Origin of the sequence: Streptomyces sp. NPDC056883, from assembly GCF_042788835.1 — a bacterium.
Taxonomy (GTDB): Bacteria; Actinomycetota; Actinomycetes; order Streptomycetales; family Streptomycetaceae; genus Streptomyces; species Streptomyces stoeckheimensis.
This window is the reverse complement of record NZ_JBHUBS010000009.1, coordinates 37,159-53,803: the sequence shown is the minus strand read 5'-3', so window position 1 is coordinate 53,803 and position 16,645 is coordinate 37,159. Positions and strand designations below refer to the sequence as shown.

Genomic DNA, 16,645 nt, shown 5'->3' with positions numbered 1-16,645 from the left:
CCGGTGGTGGGAGCGGGGCCGGGGCCCGAGCACGACCCCGGAGCCGGAGCCGGAGCCGATACCGGAGCCGGCAGCGCTGCCGAGGTCGGCACCGCCGCGGTCGGGGCGCCGTCCCGCGAGGCGGACGCCGGGAGGTCCGGACAGGAGCGGCGGCTGCACTTCCTCACCCCGCTGCGCCGGGCCTGGGTGCCGATCGCCGCGACCATCGGCATCGTCGCCCAGCAGGGCGAGAACGTCACCGAGTGGGTGACGGCCGTCTCCACCGCCCTGCGGATCCTCGCGCTGGCCGCGCTGGTCGTCGTCTTCGGCGCGTACGGCTTCCTCAGCTGGTGGTTCACGCACTACGCCGTCACCGACACCGAACTGCGCATCCGCAGCGGCCTCCTCTTCCGCCGCACCGCGCACATCCGCCTGGACCGGATCCAGGCGGTGGACGTCACCCGCCCCCTGCTGGCCCGCCTCGCGGGCGTCGCCAAGCTGCGCCTCGACGTCATCGGCACCGAGGCCAAGGACGAGCTGGCCTTCCTCGCCGAGAAGGACGCCGTCTCGCTCCGCGCCGAGCTGCTGGCCCGCGCGGCCGGTTTCGCCCCGGCCGAGGCCCCGCACCTGGGCGAGGCCCCCGAACGGGAGCTGCTCCGCGTGGGGCCGCGCGATCTGGCGATATCCCTGCTGCTCACCCTGACCACCTGGGCGATCCTCGCCGGCGGGATCGCCGGCCCCTTGCTGGTGGGGTGGTTCAGCTCCAGCCCCTGGGTGGCGATGGCCACCCTGCTCCCGGTGCTGGGCGCGATGTGGGCGGCGAGCGCCGGCCGCTTCCTCGCCGAGTACGACTGGCGGGTCGCCGAGTCCCCCGACGGGCTCCGGCTCGACCACGGAATGCTCGACCGCGCCCACGAGACGGTGCCGCCGGGGCGCGTGCAGACCGTACGGATCGTCGAGCCGCTGCTGTGGCGCCGGCGCGGCTGGGTCCGGGTGGAGCTGGCGGTGGCCGGCTCGAAGAACAACGTCCTGGTCCCGGTGGCCACCCGGGCCGCCGCCCACGCCGTGGTCGCGCGGGTGCTGCCCGGGGTCGACCTCGGGGGGCTCGTCTTCGAGCCGTCGCCCCGGAGCGGATCGCGCTGGGTGGTGCCGGTGTGGTGGAAGGGGTACGGCCTGGCCGTCTCCCCGGACGTGTTCGCGGCCCGCCACGGCCGTCTGTGCCGGCGTACGGAGATCGTCCCGCACGCCAAGGTGCAGAGCGTGCGGCTGTCCCAGGGCCCCTGGGAGCGTGCCCGCGGGGTGGCCGACGTCCGCGTGGACACCGGCGCCAACGGCACGGTCACGGCCCGCCTGCGCGGGGCGGCCGAGGCCGCCGAACTGCTCCACGCCCAGGCGGCCCGCTCCCGCACCTCCCGCGCGACGGCCCGCCCGGACCGCTGGATGACCTGAGGTCCGGTCGGGCATGCGGTCCGGTCGGGGCACGGGGGCCGGTCGGGCATGCGGTCCGCGGGATCCGCACTGGGCCGCTCGGAGGCGTCCGGACGGGGTCTTGCATGCGGCAGTCGAGGTAACTCCGGGTAGATGATATGAAACTGACGGTTGCTCTGGGTAGCGCTCAGGACCGACGGACCCTCGACCCGGTCCGCGCTCGGCAACCGAAGGACAGCACCCGTGAACATCCTCCGTACGGCACGCATCGCCACCCCCGCCCTGGCCGCCCTCACGCTGACGCTGGCCCTCGCCGGCCCCGCGTCGGCGGACCCCGCGTTCGTGATGCGCAACGGCAGTCAGATCAATTTCGCCGCGCTGCCGGGCGAGTCCAACAACGTCACCTTCAGCATCAGCGGCGGTTTCCTCCAGGTGAGCGACGCGGCGAACGCCCTGACCCCGGGGCTGGGCTGTGTCCAGTTCGGCAATCCCAACACCGTCCGCTGCGGTCTGGCGGCCGGGGTGACCCGCATCCAGGCCTCGCTGGGCGACCGCGACGACGTGGCCACCAACAACACCGCGATCCCCAGCGACCTCGTCGGCGGGGAGGGGGACGACGTCCTCGTCGGCGGCAGCGGCGCCGACCGGCTGACCGACGCGGACGGCTGGAACGCCTCGCCGGGTGCCACCCTCACCTTCGACGGGCGGGGCGGCAACGACACCGTCCTCAGCCGCAACGGCGGATTCGACCGGATCAACTGCGGCGAGAACACCGGCGACTTCGACATGCTGCTGGCCGACTCGGCCACCCTCGACGCCGTGGTCCCGAGCACGTGCGAGTTCGTACAGCGCTTCTAGACCGGACCCGCCGGGCGGCGGTGGGGCGAGCCCGCTCCGCCGCCGCCGGGGGCGGGGCTACGCGCCGCCACCGCCCGCGCGGACCAGCCCGGTCTCGTACGCCAGGACCACGACCTGGACGCGGTCGCGCAGGTTCAGCTTGGTCAGGATGCGGCCCACGTGGGTCTTGACCGTGGCCTCCGACAGGACCAGGCGGGCGGCGATCTCGCCGTTCGACAGGCCCTGGGCGACCAGCATCATGACCTCGCGCTCGCGCTCCGTCAGCCTCTCGACGTCCTTGTTCCGGGGCTCCGCCGACGTCGACGGCAGCATCGGTGCGAACCGGTCCAGCAGCCGGCGCGTCGTGGACGGGGCGACGACCGCGTCGCCGCTGTGCACCGAGCGGATCGCGGCCAGCAGCTCGCCCGGCGGCACGTCCTTGAGCATGAACCCGCTCGCGCCCGCCTTCAGGCCCGAGAAGGCGTACTCGTCGAGGTCGAAGGTGGTCAGGATGATGACCTTGGGGTGTTCCTCGGGCTCGCAGATGCGGCGCGTCGCCTCGACCCCGTCGAGCCGGGGCATGCGGACGTCCATCAGCACCACGTCCACCTTGGTGGCCCGCAGCACCTCCAGCGCCTCCAGGCCGTCGCCGGCCTCGGCGACGACCTCCATGTCGGGCTGTGCGGCGAGCACCATCCGGAAACCGGTGCGCAGCAGTACCTGGTCGTCGACCAGCATCACGCGGATGGAGGGGCCGGAGGAGGGGCCGGTGGGGAAGGACATGGTCACCTTTTCTTCAGGGGGAGCAGGGCGCTGATCCGGAAGCCGCCACCAGGCCGGGGGCCCGCGTCGAGGGTGCCTCCGACCATACCGATGCGTTCGCGCATGCCGATCAGCCCGTGTCCGGCGCCGTCCGCGCCGCCGTCCGTGTACAACTCGTGGGCCGCGCCCCGGCCGTCGTCCTCGACGAGCAGGCCGAGCCCGTCGTCGAAGTAGACGAGCCGGACGCTGGCCTTCGCGGCCGGGCCGCCGTGCTTGCGCGTGTTCGTCAGCGCTTCCTGGACGATCCGGTACGCCGTCAGCTCCACGCCGCTGGGCAGCTTGCGCGGGGCGCCCTCGACCTCGAAGTCCACCGCGAGCCCGGCCGCCCGTACCTGCTCGACCAGCACCTCGATCTGCTCCACGTCGGGCTGCGGCACGTAGTCCTCGGACTCCTGCGGCTCGCCGGTGCGCAGGACGCCGAGCAGCCGGCGCATCTCGGCGAGGGCCAGGCGCCCGGTGCCGGAGATGGTCTGCAGGGCTTCCTTGGCCTGTTCGGGGGCCGCGTCCATCACGTAGGCGGCGCCGTCGGCCTGGACCACCATCACCGAGACGTTGTGCGCGACGACGTCGTGCAGCTCGCGGGCGATCCGGGCCCGCTCGGCGGCGACGGCCACCTGGGCCTGGGCCGCGCGCTCCTTCTCCAGGCGCTGGTTCCGCTCGACGAGCTGGGCGTAGTAGGCCCGGCGGGTGCGCAGGGAGTCGCCCATCACCCAGGCCAGCGCGAACGGGACCATCATGAACACGACGAAGAGCAGGTTGTCGACGGCGGAGTTCGACTTGTCCACGCCGTTGCGCAGGAAGAACAGCGACGATGCGCTCAGTCCCCAGCCGAGGGCCGTGCGCGAGACCCAGCGCGGTACGTCGGAGGCGGCGACCGTGTAGAGCACGAGGAGCATCGCGACGTCGTAGAAGTTCGCCTGCGCGCCGATCGCCAGCTGGTAGAGGCCGGTGGCGACGGTGAGCCAGAAGACCGGGACGGTCCACTTGCGGCGCAGCGCGACGGCGCTGCTCAGCGCCACCACACAGGGGGTGGCGAGAAGCGCGGCGGTGGTGCCCTCGTGCATCGAGGCGACGACGGCCATCGAGAACCCGAAGAAGAGGACAGCCCAGAAGCTGTCGACGCCCGTCGGGTGTCTGCGGAGGAAATCGTAGAAGCGCTGCACGTAACCCAGAGTAGGGACAGGCGATAGGTGCTGGAGTCAACCAGAGGGGCGATCCGCGCGAGACGCGCGTACTACCGGAGGTGGAGGCGACCATAGCCTTTCTGCGATGAGCACTCAGGGTGAAGGTACGGCGCAGGTGGGTCCGGTCCGCTGGCGGACGGCGATGGAGCGGGCCCTGTACGGCCCCGACGGCTTCTACGTGCGGCCCGGCGGCCCCGGCCCCGCAGGGCATTTCCGCACGTCCGTGCATGCCTCGCCGCTCTACGCGCAGGCCGTGGCCCGGCTGCTCCTGTGGGTGGACGGGGAGCTCGGCCGCCCGGAGGAGCTGGACCTGGTCGACGTAGGGGCCGGGCGGGGGGAGCTGCTGGCCGGGGTGCTGGCGGCGCTGCCGCCGGAGACGGCCGCGCGGGTGCGTCCGTACGGGGTGGAACGCGCGGAGCGGCCCGCCGGGCTCGACGGGCGGATCCGGTGGGTGGGCGAGCCGCCCCGGGGGACCCGGGGGCTGCTCTTCGCCAACGAATGGCTCGACAACGTACCGCTGGACCTCGCGGAGGACGGGCGCTACGTGGAGGTCGCGCGGGACGGTACGGAGAGCCCGGGCGGCCCCTTGGACGGGCCGGACCGGGCCTGGCTGGAGCGGTGGTGGCCCGGCGCCGGCGCGGGCCGGGCGGAGATCGGCCGGCCGCGCGACGAGGCCTGGGCGGCGGCCGTCGCGACCGTGGAGCACGGGCTCGCGGTCGCCGTGGACTACGCCCACACCCGGGAGGCCCGGCCGCCCTTCGGGACGCTGACCGGATTCCGCGCCGGGCGGGAGACCGCCCCCGTGCCGGACGGGAGCTGCGACGTCACCGCGCACGTCGCGCTCGACGCGTGCGCGGGGCCGGGGGCGGTGCTGCTGACCCAGCGGGACGCGCTGGCCGCCCTCGGCGTCTCGGGGGCCCGGCCCCCGCTGGCCCTGGCCTCCACCGACCCGGCGGCGTACGTCCGCGCCCTGTCGGGCGCGGGGGAGGCCGCGGAACTCACCGCACGGGGCGGCCTGGGCGACTTCGGCTGGCTGGTCCAGCCGGTGGGTGTGGGCGGCTGGCCGGGGTAACGGCGGCCGCTGCGCGGGGCCGGTCCCCTACCCACCCTTCCACCGTTCCCTGGGGCTCCGCCCCAGACCCCGCGCCTCAAACGCCGGCGGGGCTGGAATGGCGCTGCGCGCCATCCAGCCCCGGCCAGCCAAAATCCAGCCCCTCCGGCGTTTGAGGAGCGGGGGTCCGGGGGCTGGCCCCCGGGGAACGGGCGAAGGGCGGGTAGGGGACGTGGCGCAGCGCACCGACCCCGACCCGCCCCCCTTACCGACTACTCCGACGCGTGGTCGTGGCCCTCGTGGAGGCCACCACCGCTGCCCGAACCGTCGGTCGGCTGCGCCGGCACCGGCGTCGACAGCGGCGCCAGGTCGTACGCGTAGTGACCCACCGCGTCCGCGATGACGTCGACGTTGATGTCGAGCGCCTTCTGGTCGATGTTCGCCAGGGTGTCGCCCTTGCCGTGGTAGTTCACGTCGTACGCGACCCCGGCCTGCCCGCCGAACTTCGCCGCCTGCGCCGGCGTCTTGATGCCCTCGGCGCCCGTGAACGTACCGCCCGAGGGGATGCCGACCGCGATGAACGGGCCGTAGTCCGAGCGGCCCGAGAAGTCGGTGCCCTCGCGCGGGATGCTCTTGGAGTCGAGGAAGTCGTTGATCCCCTTCTCCAGCTGCGCCGAGCCCTCGGGGCCGGGGCCAGAGCCGACCTTGTCCGAGTCGTCGCCGTCGTAGACGAAGTACGCGGCGTTCGGCGAGGCGATCATGTCGAAGTTCAAGTAGAGCTTGATCTTCTTCTTCTGCTCCTCCGTCAGCCCGTCGACGTACGCCTCGGAGCCGAGCAGGCCGAACTCCTCCGCCGACCACCAGGCGAACTTGACCTTGTTCTTGATCTTCGTCTGGCTGCTCGCGAGCTTCTGCGCGACCTGGAGGATGCCAGCCGAGCCGGAGCCGTTGTCGTTGATGCCCGGGCCCGCCGCGACGGAGTCGAGGTGCGCGCCGAGGAAGACGGTGTTGTTCTCGTCGCCGCCGCGCGTCTCCGCGACGACGTTGTACGTCTTGCGGTTCTCCCGGAACTCGCGGATGTCGAGGGTGACCTCGACCGGTCCCGCGGCCGCGTCGGCGGCGAGCCGCTGGCCCTCGGCCAGCGTGACGCCACCGGTCGGGATCTTGCCCGCGTCGGCCGAGCCGATGGTGCCGTTGAGGGCGCCCTCGGCGTTGTTGTAGATCACCGCGCCGACCGCACCGGCCGCCGCCGCGTTCTGCTGCTTGACCGCGAAGGCGCAGCCGCCGCGCTTGATCAGCGCGACCTTGCCCGTGAAGGCGCCCGCGGCGAAGTCGGCGGGCTCGCAGCCGTTGGTGCCGTCGGCGTCGACCGGGGCGACGGCGATCTGGGCCGTCACGCCGTTCGCCGGGCCGCTGGCGGTGTACGTCATCAGCTTGATCGGGACGTCGCGGCCGGCCGGGCCGTTGACCTTCAGGGTCTCGGCGACCGTCTCGACGTACACGAACTCGAACTCGTTCTTGGTGACCTTGTATCCGGCCGCGCGCATGACGAGCTCGACGTACTGGGCCGACTGGACGTGGCCCTTGGAACCCGCCACGCGGGTGCCCTTGTTGTAGTCGGCGATGGCCTGGAAGACCTTCAGGTGGTTGTTGGCACCCTTGCCGCTGGAGTCCTTGACCAGCTTTCGGGCCAGTGCGTCGGCCCGGGCGGCGTCGCTCTGCGGGCTGCCGGTGGCTCCGGCCGGCCCGGCGAGGAGCAGCGGCGAGACGAGTGCCGCGGCCGCCAGGGCGGCGGTGGCTGCGGCTATACGGCGTGAGGGCATGAAAGTCCTTCCACGGCAGATGCGAGAGCGCATGCGTATGGCGTTTCGGCGTATGGCACGGGGCGTACGAGGGTGCGGAAAAGCGACGCGGATGCAGACGCAGGTCAGGTGCGTTGCGCCGAGTGGGGGAGCGGGGAGCGGGGAGCGGTGGACGCACGTTAGACATCAAGTGGCGGCCATGGCCAGACTTTTCACTGATTCCGGTTTGTGAAATCCGTATATCGGAGCATCTGAGCCGTCGAATTCAGGCCAGTGCCCGCTTTTGCCCGTTGTCCGTGCACGGAGTGGCCCGCCGAAACTGCCGCAAGACTGCCGCCGAGTCGCCGCAGGGCCCTTCGGGCTAGCGCAGGATGCCCTCGATGAAGTCGGAGCCGATCCGCGCGACCGCCGCCAGATCCAGCTGGTGCTGGACGTACCGCCCTTGGCGGCGGGTCTGGATCAGCCCGGCCTTCTTCAGCACCGTCAGATGACGGGACACCTCCGGGGCGGTGATCCCGTGCGCGGCCGCCAACTCGCCGGTCGTGTACGGGGCGCGCGCCAGATTGCGGCACAGCATCATCCGCATCGGATGGGCCAGTGCCTCCATGCGCCGCTGCAACAGCTCCACCGACCCCGGGGAGGAGGCCAGTTCGGGAGAGCCGAGCGGGTAGTGGATCACCGGACGCCAGCCGGGGGCGTGCAGCACCAGCAGGTGGGGCCAGCCGAAGTTCGTGGGCACGAACAGCAGGCCGTCGCCTATTCGGGGATCGGTCGCGGTCGTGGACCCGTGGACCATCTTGTCCACCGTCACGGTGGTCAGCCCCTCGTCGACGCTCAGCGCCGAGGAGACCTCCTTGAGGGCGGCGGGCAGGCCCTTGCGGCGCAGCAACTCCGTCTTGTGCCGGACGTCCGCGTTCTGGCGGGGTTCGATGCGGCGCCAGGTCTCCGCGAAGAAGGCCTCGTCGCAGTCCTCGATGAGGCGGCGCAGCCAGACCCGGACACCGGCGGTGTCGTCGAGCACCCGCACGGCGAAGGCCAGCTGCTGCGGCCCGCGGGCGGAGGCCGTCTCCAGGGCCTTCGCCCGGGCGAGCGGATCGGCGAGCGGGGACGGCCCGCCGCCCTCGTTGTAGAGGGCCAGCCGGCAGTGCTCCAGGGCGGCCGTCACGAACCGCTCGTCGTCCAGCCGGTCGAGTACGTCGAGCTCGGCGGCCAGGGTGGCGGCGGGCAGCCCGGACCCGCCCGGAATCCCGGCGAAGGCCATGAACAGATCGGCGAAGGAGCTGCGCCACATGAAATCGCCCTCCAGCAGCCGGTCCGCGAGGTCCGGATCGAGGGCGGCGGCGGTGGTGGAGGTCCAGGAGGCGAGCCCGGGGTGGTGGCCGGGCTGGGAGAGCGCGTGCAACGCCATGCAGAGCTCTGCGAGGGGGGACGGCGCGAAGCCGATCCGCTGCGCGGGGAGCCCGGTGATGTCGATGGTGACGCTCATCGGATCATTCTGCCGTCGCGCGGGCCGCCCGACCGCCAGGCCACGCCCCCTTCGCCCACCCGGCGCAGTCGCCGGGGACCAGTCCCCGCACCCCTGCGCCTCAAACGCCGGCGGGGCTGGGGTTGGCCTGGTGTCGGGCGTGCTGCGGGTGGTGGGTCGGGGCCGGGGCCGGGGTGGGGTGTCGGCCTGGACTGCATGATTTAGGCGCCCCCCGCTCTACTCCGACAGGGCGCGGCGTTCTCTAGCGCCACAAATCACGCTCTACGTCCAGGCCAACACCCCACCCCGTCCCCGTCCCCGACCCGGGCGCAGCCCTCCGCCCCCGGCCGGGTGACGATCCGGCGCAGCCATGTCAGCCGTCCGGCGTTTGAGGACCGGGGTCGGAAAATCCAGCCTCGCCGGCGTTTGAGGCGCGGGGTCTGGGGCGGAGCCCCAGGGGGCCGGGCGGAGCCCGGACTCCCTGCTCAGCGCCCGTCCGGCGTTCGAGGCGGCCCGGGTCTTTTCAGCCGTCCGGCGTTTGAGGACCGGGGTCTGGGGCGGAGCCCCAGGGGGTTCGGGCGTAGCCCGGGGGCCTCTTTTTTTAGCCCGTCCGGCGTTTGAGGACCGGGGCAGGGCTGGCCCTGGGAACGGTGGAAGGGCGGGGCGGGGACTTTGCCCCGCGCAGCGGCCGCTGCGCCGCCGACCGGCGGGGTGGAGGCAGTCGGCGCAGCCGGCCCCCGCGGGGGCGATTGACGCCATCGGTCAACCAGCGCGCGCCCCGCACCCCCACAGGTCCAGGGTGGATACATGACCGCGATCGAGCAGTACCTCCTCGACACCTACCGGGCCTCGCAGCACGGCACCCCGATGCCCCCGCCCCCGGGCCACGACGACGTGGCCGTCCTGCGCGCGGCCCGCACCTACGAACAGTTCCGGGCCGTCCTCGACGGCGCCCCGGGCCGCCACCCGTGGCGCTCGGCCCTCCACCGCCGGCTGACCCGCCACCACCTGACCTGAACAGCGGCCCCGGCTACAGGCGGGACACGAAGTCCGCCACCGCCGTGGCTACGTCGGCCTCCGTCCAGGTCAGGCCCGGGCGGGTGACCTCGATCTCCGTCACCGAGAGGCCCGGCGGCCCGTCGGGGGACCAGCGGCGGAACAGGACCGTGCCCGTCTCCTCCGCCAGGCGCAGGCCCGCCTCGGTGAGGCGGTCCGCGTCGTACGGGAGCCACACCTGGAACTGATGGGTGTGCGGCACCTCCGGGTGGACCCGGAACCAGGGCACCTCCGGAGCCGCGGCGAGCGCCGAGGACAGGGCGGACGCCACCGTCCGCGCCTTGGCCACGTAGGAGGGAAGCGCCGGCAGTTCCCGTTCCAGCCCGGCCAGGGCGGACAGCGCGGCCGGGAACTGGCGGAAGATCTGGCCCCCGTACCGGTGCCGCCAGACCTTCGACTCGGCGACGAGCGACGCCGATCCGGCGAGGGCGGCCCCGCTGAGGCCGCCGAGGGACTTGTAGAAGGAGACGTAGACCGAGTCCGCCAGCGCCGCGATCTCCGGCAGCGACCGGCCGAAGTGGACCGTGGACTCCCAGAGCCGGGCGCCGTCGAAGTGCACCACCGCGTCCCGTTCGCGCGCGGCGTCCACCAGGGCCGACAGCTCCTCCCAGGTCGGGAGCAGGAAGCCCGCGTGCCGCAGCGGAAGCTCCAGCATCATCGTCCCGAAGGGCTCCGGCAGCTCGGCGACCTCGGTCGCGGTCGGCTGGCGCGGTTCGCCCGTCGGGTGGACGGTCCGCAGCCCCGAGACGACCGACAGCGCGCCGCCCTCCCACAGCTCCGGATGGCTCATCGGGTGCAGGGCGACCACCGGGTTCCCGGTCCGGCCGGCCCAGCAGCGCAAGGCGATCTGCTGGGCCATGGTCCCGGTCGGGAAGAACGCCGCGTCCTCGGTGCCGAGCAACTCCGCGACCCGCCGCTCCAGCCGCTCCACGACGCCGTTGCCGTAGATGTCGCCCGGCTCGTCGGAGTCCGGGGCCAGCCCGCTCAACTCCGCCAGCAGCTCGCCGACCGTGGCCTCCCGGAGACTGTCCGAAAGCTTCCGCCGCGCCCCCCGCCCGGCTGCCACCATCCGCGCAGACACGTCGTCCGCCGCCGCCGTGTCGTCCGCAGCCACGTCCGGGCCGCGCTCCGCGGGCGGGCCCGTCACCCGACCGGCCGCCTGCTCCCCGGCCCCGTCCGGGACCCGGTCCGCGCCCGCGGCACGTTCGGCTGCCGCGTCCGGTTCCGCGATCCGCTGCGCGCCCGTGTGCCCGCCCGGCTCCGGCTCCGGCGCCGCCCCCGGCCCCCCGTGCCCGCCCGGCTCCGAGCCGGGCCCCGCCGCCGTCCGCTCCGTGTCCTGGTTCATCCCCCGATCATCGCCGACCGGCCCACACGCCAGCAGCTAGCATGGCGGCGTATCGTCCGGTACCCCCCGCGGACCGGAACGGAACGGAAGGCCTCCCCCGCGTGAACACAGCCCCCCAGGCGGAGCGCCCCGCCCGGCTCTCCGTCGGTGTCGTCGGAGCCGGCCGGGTCGGCCCCGCGCTGGCTCGTGCCCTGCAGCAGACCGGGCACCGTCCCGTCGCCGTGTCCGGCGTCTCCGACGCCTCGCGGCGCCGGGCCGAGCGGATGCTGCCGGGTGTGCCCGTCGTGTCTCCCGCGCAGGTGCTGGAGGTCTCCGACCTCGTGCTCCTGACCGTCCCCGACGACGCCCTGCCGTCCCTGGTGGAGGGCCTCGCCGAGACCGGCGCGGTCCGCCCCGGACAGCTCCTCGTCCACACCTCCGGGCGGTACGGGGTCTCCGTGCTGGACCCCGCGCGCCGTGCGGGCGCGCTCCCGCTGGCCCTGCACCCCGCGATGACCTTCACCGGCACCGAGGTGGACGTGCAGCGCCTCGCGGGCTGCTCCTTCGGGGTGACCGCCCCGGACGAGCTGCGGCTCGCCGCCGAGGCCCTGGTCATCGAGATGGGCGGGGAGCCGGAGTGGATCGCCGAGGTGAACCGCCCGCTCTACCACGCGGCCCTCGCCCTCGGCGCGAACCACCTGGTCACCCTGGTCGCCCAGTCGATGGAACTGCTGGCCAAGGCGGGCGTCGAGCACCCGAACCGGATGCTCGGCCCGCTGCTCGGCGCGGCCCTCGACAACGCCCTGCGCTCGGGCGACGCCGCCCTGACGGGCCCGGTGGCCCGCGGTGACGCCGGTACCGTCGCCGCGCACGTCTCGGAGCTGCGCAAGCACGCCCCGGGCACCGTCGCCGGGTACCTCGCGATGGCCCGTACGACCGCCGACCGCGCCCTCGCGCACGGTCTGCTCAAGCCCGAACTGGCCGAGGACCTCCTCGGAGTGCTCGCCGACGGGGCGGCGGATGGCATCGACCCCGGCCCCGGACCCGGCCCCGAGGGACGCGAAGGCGGCGAACTGTGATCCTCCTCGACACCGCAGAGGCCCTGCACGGCCTGGCGCGCGGCACCGGAGGCCGCCGCGCCGTCGTCATGACCATGGGCGCCCTCCACGACGGCCACGCCACCCTGGTCCGCACCGCCCGCGAGCACGTCGGCCCCACCGGCCAGGTCGTGGTCACGGTCTTCGTCAACCCCCTCCAGTTCGGGGCCAACGAGGACCTCGACCGCTACCCCCGCACCCTCGACGCCGACCTCCTCATCGCCGAAGAGGCCGGCGCCGACGCCGTGTTCGCCCCGGCCGTCGACGAGGTCTACCCCGGCGGCGACCCCCAGGTCCGGATCACCGCAGGCCCGATGGGCGGCCGCCTCGAAGGCTCCACCCGCCCCGGCCACTTCGACGGCATGCTGACCGTCGTCGCCAAGCTGCTCCACCTCACCCGCCCCGACCTGGCCTTCTTCGGCCAGAAGGACGCGCAGCAACTGGCGCTGATCCGGCGGATGGTGACCGACCTGAACTTCCCCGTGGAGGTGGTCGGCGTACCGACCGTCCGCGAGCCGGACGGGCTCGCGCTGTCCTCCCGCAACCGCTACCTCTCCGCCAAGGAGCGCGGCACCGCCCTCGCGCTGTCCCGCGCCCTGTTCGCCGGCCGCGACCGCCTCGCCGCCCAGTCCGCGCTGCGCGCCCGCGCCGAGGCGCAGGCGCCCCCGGCCGGCGACGAGCGGGCCACCGGCCTGGCCCGGCTCGGCGAGATCCGCGCCTCCGCCGACGCGCACGCCGTCGCCGCGGCGGGCGCCGGGCTGCCGGAGGCCGTACGGGCCGCCGCGCGGCACGTCCTGGAGGAGGCGGGCCGTCACGATCCGCCGCTCGTCCTGGACTACCTGGCGCTGGTGGACCCCCAGGACTTCACCGAGGCCGGCCACGGCTTCACCGGTCAGGCCGTGCTGGCCGTCGCCGCGAAGGTGGGCGCGACCCGGCTGATCGACAACATCCCATTGGAGTTCGGAGCACAACCGTGAGCACCCCAGGCAGAGGCCCCGCAACCGCGGGCACCAGCACCGGCATACGGCTCCACGCCCCGGCGCCCGGCTGGTCCGTAGACGCCGATGTCGTGGTCGTCGGGTCCGGAGTCGCCGGACTGACGGCCGCACTGCGCTGCGCGGCCGCGGGCCGCCGTACCGTCGTGGTCACCAAGGCACGCCTCGACGACGGCTCCACCCGCTGGGCCCAGGGCGGCATCGCCGCCGCCCTCGGCGACGGGGACACCCCCGAGCAGCACCTCGACGACACCCTCGTCGCCGGCGCCGGCCTGTGCGACGAGGCCGCCGTCCGGCTCCTGGTCACCGAGGGCCCGGACGCCGTACGCCGGCTCATCGCCGAGGGCGCCGTCTTCGACACCTCCGCCGAGACCGGCGAGATCGAGCTGACCCGCGAGGGCGGCCACCACCGCCGCCGCATCGCGCACGCCGGCGGCGACGCCACCGGCGCCGAGATCTCCCGCGCGCTCGTCGAGGCCGTCCAGGCCGCCGGCATCGAGACCGTGGAGAACGCCCTGGTCCTGGACCTGCTCCAGGACGCGCAGGGGCGTACCGCCGGCGTCACCCTGCACGTCATGGGCGAGGGCCAGCACGACGGGGTCGGCGCCGTCCACGCGCCCGCCGTGATCCTCGCGACCGGCGGCATGGGCCAGGTCTTCTCCGCGACCACCAACCCGTCGGTCTCCACCGGCGACGGCGTGGCCCTCGCGCTGCGCGCCGGCGCCGAGGTCTCCGACCTCGAATTCGTCCAGTTCCACCCCACCGTGCTCTTCCTCGGCGCCGACGCCGAGGGCCAGCAGCCCCTGGTGTCGGAGGCCGTCCGCGGCGAGGGCGCGTACCTCGTCGACGCCGACGGCGTGCGCTTCATGCAGGGGCAGCACGAGCTGGCCGAGCTCGCCCCCCGCGACATCGTCGCCAAGGGCATCATGCGCCGCATGCAGGAGCAGGGCACGCAGCACATGTACCTGGACGCCCGGCACTTCGGCGCCGAGATGTGGGAGCAGCGCTTCCCGACCATCCTCGCCGCCTGCCGCTCGCACGGCATCGACCCGGTCACCGAGCCCATCCCGGTCGCCCCGGCCGCGCACTACGCCTCCGGCGGCGTACGGACCGACCTGCACGGCCGCACCACCGTCCCCGGGCTGTACGCCTGCGGCGAGGTCGCCTGCACCGGAGTGCACGGCGCGAACCGGCTGGCCTCCAACTCCCTGCTGGAGGGCCTGGTCTTCGCCGAGCGCATCGCCGACGACATCATCGGGAACCCGCCCGTGGGCAACGGCCCCGGCATCCCCGTCCCGGCCACCGGCCCCCTCCAGCCCGCCGAGGCGCGCTACGAGATCCAGCGCATCATGACCGACGGCGCGGGCGTGCTCCGCTCCGCCGCGTCGCTGCGCCGGGCCGCCGCCGCGCTCGAAGCCCTGTACGCGACGGCTCTGACGGAGCTGGAGACCCGGGGCAAGACGGCCGTCCCCGGCACCGAGACCTGGGAGGCCACCAACCTCCTGTGCGTGGCCCGGGTGCTGGTCGCCGCCGCCCAGCGGCGTGCGGAGACCCGCGGCTGCCACTGGCGCGAGGACCACCCCGACCGGGACGACACCGACTGGCGGCGCCACCTGGTCGTGCGCCTGTCGGAGACCGAGCGGCGCGCCCTGGTCGTCACCACCACGGACTCGGCGGACTTCCCGTCCGTACGGACCCCCTTGAACAGCAAGAGCAGCAACAGCAACAGCAGCACCACCAGTAGCGACAGCACCCGCAGCACCGACAGCCTGGAGCCGTAACCGTGAGCACGCACGAGCACGACCACACCCACCCGCACGAGGAGCTCCCGCTCCTCGACCAGAGCGAGACCGCCGGCGGCTGCGGCGACGACTGCGCCTGCGGCGAGGGCGAGGAGACCGGCCTGGACCCGGCGCTCGCCCAGCTCCTGGTGGACGCGGGCCTGGACCCCATCGAGGTCGAGGACATCGCGCACATGGCGATCTCCGAGGACCTCGACGGAGGGGTCGACGTCACCACCGTCGCCACCGTCCCCGAGGACGCGGTCGCCACGGCCGACTTCACCGCCCGCGAGGCCGGCACGGTCGCCGGCCTGCGCGTCGCCGAGGCCGTGCTCTCGGTCGTGTGCACCGACACCTTCGAGGTCGAGCGGCACGTCGAGGACGGCGAGCGGGTCGAGGCCGGCCAGGTGCTGCTGTCCGTACGGGCCCGCACCCGGGACCTGCTCACCGGCGAGCGCAGCGCGCTGAACCTGCTCTGCCTGATGTCGGGCATCGCCACGGCCACCCGCGCCTGGGCCGACGAGCTGGAGGGCACCAAGGCCAAGGTCCGCGACACCCGCAAGACCACCCCCGGCCTGCGCTGCCTGGAGAAGTACGCGGTCCGCTGCGGCGGCGGCGTCAACCACCGGATGTCGCTGTCCGACGCGGCGCTGGTGAAGGACAACCACGTGATCGCGGCGGGCGGCGTCCGCGAGGCGTTCAAGGCCGTGCGCGAGCAGTTCCCCGACCTGCCCATCGAGGTCGAGGTGGACACCCTCCAGCAGGTCCGCGAGGCCCTGGACGCGGGTGCGGACCTGATCCTGCTCGACAACTTCACGCCCATCGAGACCGAGGAGGCGGTGGCGCTGGTCCACGGCCGCGCCGTCCTGGAGTCCTCGGGCCGTCTCACCATGCACAACGCCCGCGCCTACGCCGAGACCGGCGTCGACTACCTCGCCGTCGGCGGGCTCACCCACTCCTCCCCGATCCTGGACATCGGCCTCGATCTGCGCGAGGCGGTGTAACCGATGCTCCTCACCATCGACGTGGGCAACTCCCATACGGTCCTTGGCCTGTTCGACGGTGACGAGATCGTCGAGCACTGGCGCGTCTCGACCGACCCGCGTCGCACGGCCGACGAGATGGCCGTGCTGATGCAGGGCCTGATGGGCATGCACCCGATGCTCGGCAACGAACTGGGCGACGGCATCCACGGCATCGCGATCTGCTCGACGGTGCCGGCGGTGCTGCACGAGCTCCGCGAGGTGACCCGCCGCTACTACGGGGACGTTCCGGCGGTGATCGTGGAGCCCGGCACCAAGACGGGCGTACCGATCCTGATGGACAACCCGAAGGAGGTCGGCGCGGACCGCATCGTCAACGCCGTCGCCGCCGCCGAGCTCTACGGCGGTCCCGCGATCGTCGTCGACTTCGGTACGGCGACCACCTTCGACGCCGTCTCCGCCAAGGGCGAGTACGTCGGCGGGGTCATCTCCCCGGGCATCGAGATCTCCATGGAGGCCCTCGGCGTACGGGGCGCCCAGCTCCGCAAGATCGAGCTGGCCCGCCCGCGCAACGTCATCGGCAAGTCCACGGTCGAGGCGATGCAGTCGGGCGTGGTCTACGGGTTCGCGGGCCAGGTCGACGGGATCGTGAACCGCATGGCCAAGGAGCTGGCCGGCCCGAACGGCGTCCCGGACGATGTCCGCGTCATCGCCACCGGCGGCCTGGCCCCGATCGTCCTCGGCGAGGCCGAGGCCATCGACGACCACGAGCCCTGGCTCACCCTGATCGGCCTGCGGCTGGTCTACGAGCGCAACGCGCCCTCCTTCGGCTGACCAGCCT

The 16,645-nt window shown here is 73.6% G+C and carries 14 protein-coding genes; 9 read left to right on the top strand and 5 right to left on the bottom strand.

The window, feature by feature from the left end; all coding sequences use genetic code 11:
- Nucleotides 1-3: 3 nt before the first annotated feature.
- Nucleotides 4-1,428: a PH domain-containing protein gene (locus tag ACFRU2_RS22520; protein ID WP_382975187.1), complete on the top strand. Its 1,425-nt coding sequence runs from the start codon at nucleotides 4-6 to the stop codon at nucleotides 1,426-1,428.
- A gap of 222 nt (nucleotides 1,429-1,650) precedes the next feature.
- Nucleotides 1,651-2,265: a hypothetical protein gene (locus ACFRU2_RS22515; protein ID WP_382974757.1), complete on the top strand. Its 615-nt coding sequence runs from the start codon at nucleotides 1,651-1,653 to the stop codon at nucleotides 2,263-2,265.
- Nucleotides 2,266-2,322: 57 nt separating this feature from the next.
- On the opposite strand, the gene ACFRU2_RS22510 is transcribed toward ACFRU2_RS22515, so the two are convergent.
- Nucleotides 2,323-3,027 (bottom strand): response regulator, encoded by a 705-nt coding sequence (locus tag ACFRU2_RS22510; protein ID WP_382974754.1) that lies wholly within the window; start codon nucleotides 3,025-3,027, stop codon nucleotides 2,323-2,325.
- Between the two features lie 2 nt (nucleotides 3,028-3,029).
- Nucleotides 3,030-4,229: a sensor histidine kinase gene (locus ACFRU2_RS22505; RefSeq protein WP_382974751.1), complete on the bottom strand. Its 1,200-nt coding sequence runs from the start codon at nucleotides 4,227-4,229 to the stop codon at nucleotides 3,030-3,032.
- A 106-nt stretch (nucleotides 4,230-4,335) separates the two neighbouring features.
- On the opposite strand from ACFRU2_RS22505, the gene ACFRU2_RS22500 reads away from it, so the two are divergent.
- On the top strand, nucleotides 4,336-5,322 hold the full coding sequence (locus ACFRU2_RS22500; protein ID WP_382974750.1) for an SAM-dependent methyltransferase: 987 nt from the start codon (nucleotides 4,336-4,338) through the stop codon (nucleotides 5,320-5,322).
- 251 nt (nucleotides 5,323-5,573) lie between these two features.
- On the opposite strand, the gene ACFRU2_RS22495 is transcribed toward ACFRU2_RS22500, so the two are convergent.
- Complete coding sequence (locus ACFRU2_RS22495; protein ID WP_382974747.1) at nucleotides 5,574-7,124, bottom strand: M20/M25/M40 family metallo-hydrolase; 1,551 nt, start codon at nucleotides 7,122-7,124, stop codon at nucleotides 5,574-5,576.
- Between the two features lie 340 nt (nucleotides 7,125-7,464).
- Nucleotides 7,465-8,589: a DUF5937 family protein gene (locus ACFRU2_RS22490; RefSeq protein ID WP_382974744.1), complete on the bottom strand. Its 1,125-nt coding sequence runs from the start codon at nucleotides 8,587-8,589 to the stop codon at nucleotides 7,465-7,467.
- A 786-nt stretch (nucleotides 8,590-9,375) separates the two neighbouring features.
- Between ACFRU2_RS22490 and ACFRU2_RS22485 the strand changes: the two genes are divergently transcribed.
- Nucleotides 9,376-9,585 (top strand): hypothetical protein, encoded by a 210-nt coding sequence (locus ACFRU2_RS22485; RefSeq protein WP_382974741.1) that lies wholly within the window; start codon nucleotides 9,376-9,378, stop codon nucleotides 9,583-9,585.
- Nucleotides 9,586-9,598: 13 nt separating this feature from the next.
- Here ACFRU2_RS22485 and ACFRU2_RS22480 read toward each other — a convergent pair whose 3' ends face one another.
- Nucleotides 9,599-10,693 carry a threonine aldolase family protein gene (locus ACFRU2_RS22480; RefSeq protein WP_382975185.1) on the bottom strand — a complete coding sequence of 365 codons (1,095 nt, stop codon included), beginning with the start codon at nucleotides 10,691-10,693 and terminating at the stop codon, nucleotides 9,599-9,601.
- A 317-nt stretch (nucleotides 10,694-11,010) separates the two neighbouring features.
- On the opposite strand from ACFRU2_RS22480, the gene ACFRU2_RS22475 reads away from it, so the two are divergent.
- From ACFRU2_RS22475 to ACFRU2_RS22455, 5 genes are read left to right on the top strand one after another with little or no spacing between them, the layout of a single operon-like run.
- Entirely contained in the window at nucleotides 11,011-12,027 is a 1,017-nt protein-coding gene (locus tag ACFRU2_RS22475; protein WP_382974738.1) for a Rossmann-like and DUF2520 domain-containing protein, read from the top strand.
- Entirely contained in the window at nucleotides 12,024-13,022 is a 999-nt protein-coding gene (gene panC, locus ACFRU2_RS22470; RefSeq protein WP_382974735.1) for a pantoate--beta-alanine ligase, read from the top strand. Before ACFRU2_RS22475 ends, panC begins: the two co-directional genes overlap by 4 nt.
- Complete coding sequence (locus ACFRU2_RS22465) at nucleotides 13,019-14,821, top strand: L-aspartate oxidase (RefSeq protein WP_382974732.1); 1,803 nt, start codon at nucleotides 13,019-13,021, stop codon at nucleotides 14,819-14,821. Before panC ends, ACFRU2_RS22465 begins: the two co-directional genes overlap by 4 nt.
- 2 nt (nucleotides 14,822-14,823) lie before the next feature.
- Nucleotides 14,824-15,825 carry a carboxylating nicotinate-nucleotide diphosphorylase gene (nadC, locus tag ACFRU2_RS22460; protein ID WP_382974729.1) on the top strand — a complete coding sequence of 334 codons (1,002 nt, stop codon included), beginning with the start codon at nucleotides 14,824-14,826 and terminating at the stop codon, nucleotides 15,823-15,825.
- Between the two features lie 3 nt (nucleotides 15,826-15,828).
- Nucleotides 15,829-16,638 (top strand): type III pantothenate kinase, encoded by an 810-nt coding sequence (locus ACFRU2_RS22455; RefSeq protein ID WP_382974726.1) that lies wholly within the window; start codon nucleotides 15,829-15,831, stop codon nucleotides 16,636-16,638.
- The last annotated feature ends 7 nt before the right edge of the window (nucleotides 16,639-16,645 follow it).

Bases quoted from the DNA above. Each gene is read 5' to 3' on its own strand.
- ACFRU2_RS22495 (WP_382974747.1), bottom strand. From the start codon at position 7,124: ATGCCCTCACGCCGTATAGCCGCAGCCACCGCCGCCCTGGCGGCCGCG.
- ACFRU2_RS22510 (WP_382974754.1), bottom strand. From the start codon at position 3,027: ATGTCCTTCCCCACCGGCCCCTCCTCCGGCCCCTCCATCCGCGTGATG.
- ACFRU2_RS22490 (WP_382974744.1), bottom strand. From the start codon at position 8,589: ATGAGCGTCACCATCGACATCACCGGGCTCCCCGCGCAGCGGATCGGC.
- ACFRU2_RS22475 (WP_382974738.1), top strand. From the start codon at position 11,011: ATGGCGGCGTATCGTCCGGTACCCCCCGCGGACCGGAACGGAACGGAA.
- ACFRU2_RS22455 (WP_382974726.1), top strand. From the start codon at position 15,829: ATGCTCCTCACCATCGACGTGGGCAACTCCCATACGGTCCTTGGCCTG.
- ACFRU2_RS22485 (WP_382974741.1), top strand. From the start codon at position 9,376: ATGACCGCGATCGAGCAGTACCTCCTCGACACCTACCGGGCCTCGCAG.
- ACFRU2_RS22500 (WP_382974750.1), top strand. From the start codon at position 4,336: ATGAGCACTCAGGGTGAAGGTACGGCGCAGGTGGGTCCGGTCCGCTGG.
- ACFRU2_RS22480 (WP_382975185.1), bottom strand. From the start codon at position 10,693: ATGGTGGCAGCCGGGCGGGGGGCGCGGCGGAAGCTTTCGGACAGTCTC.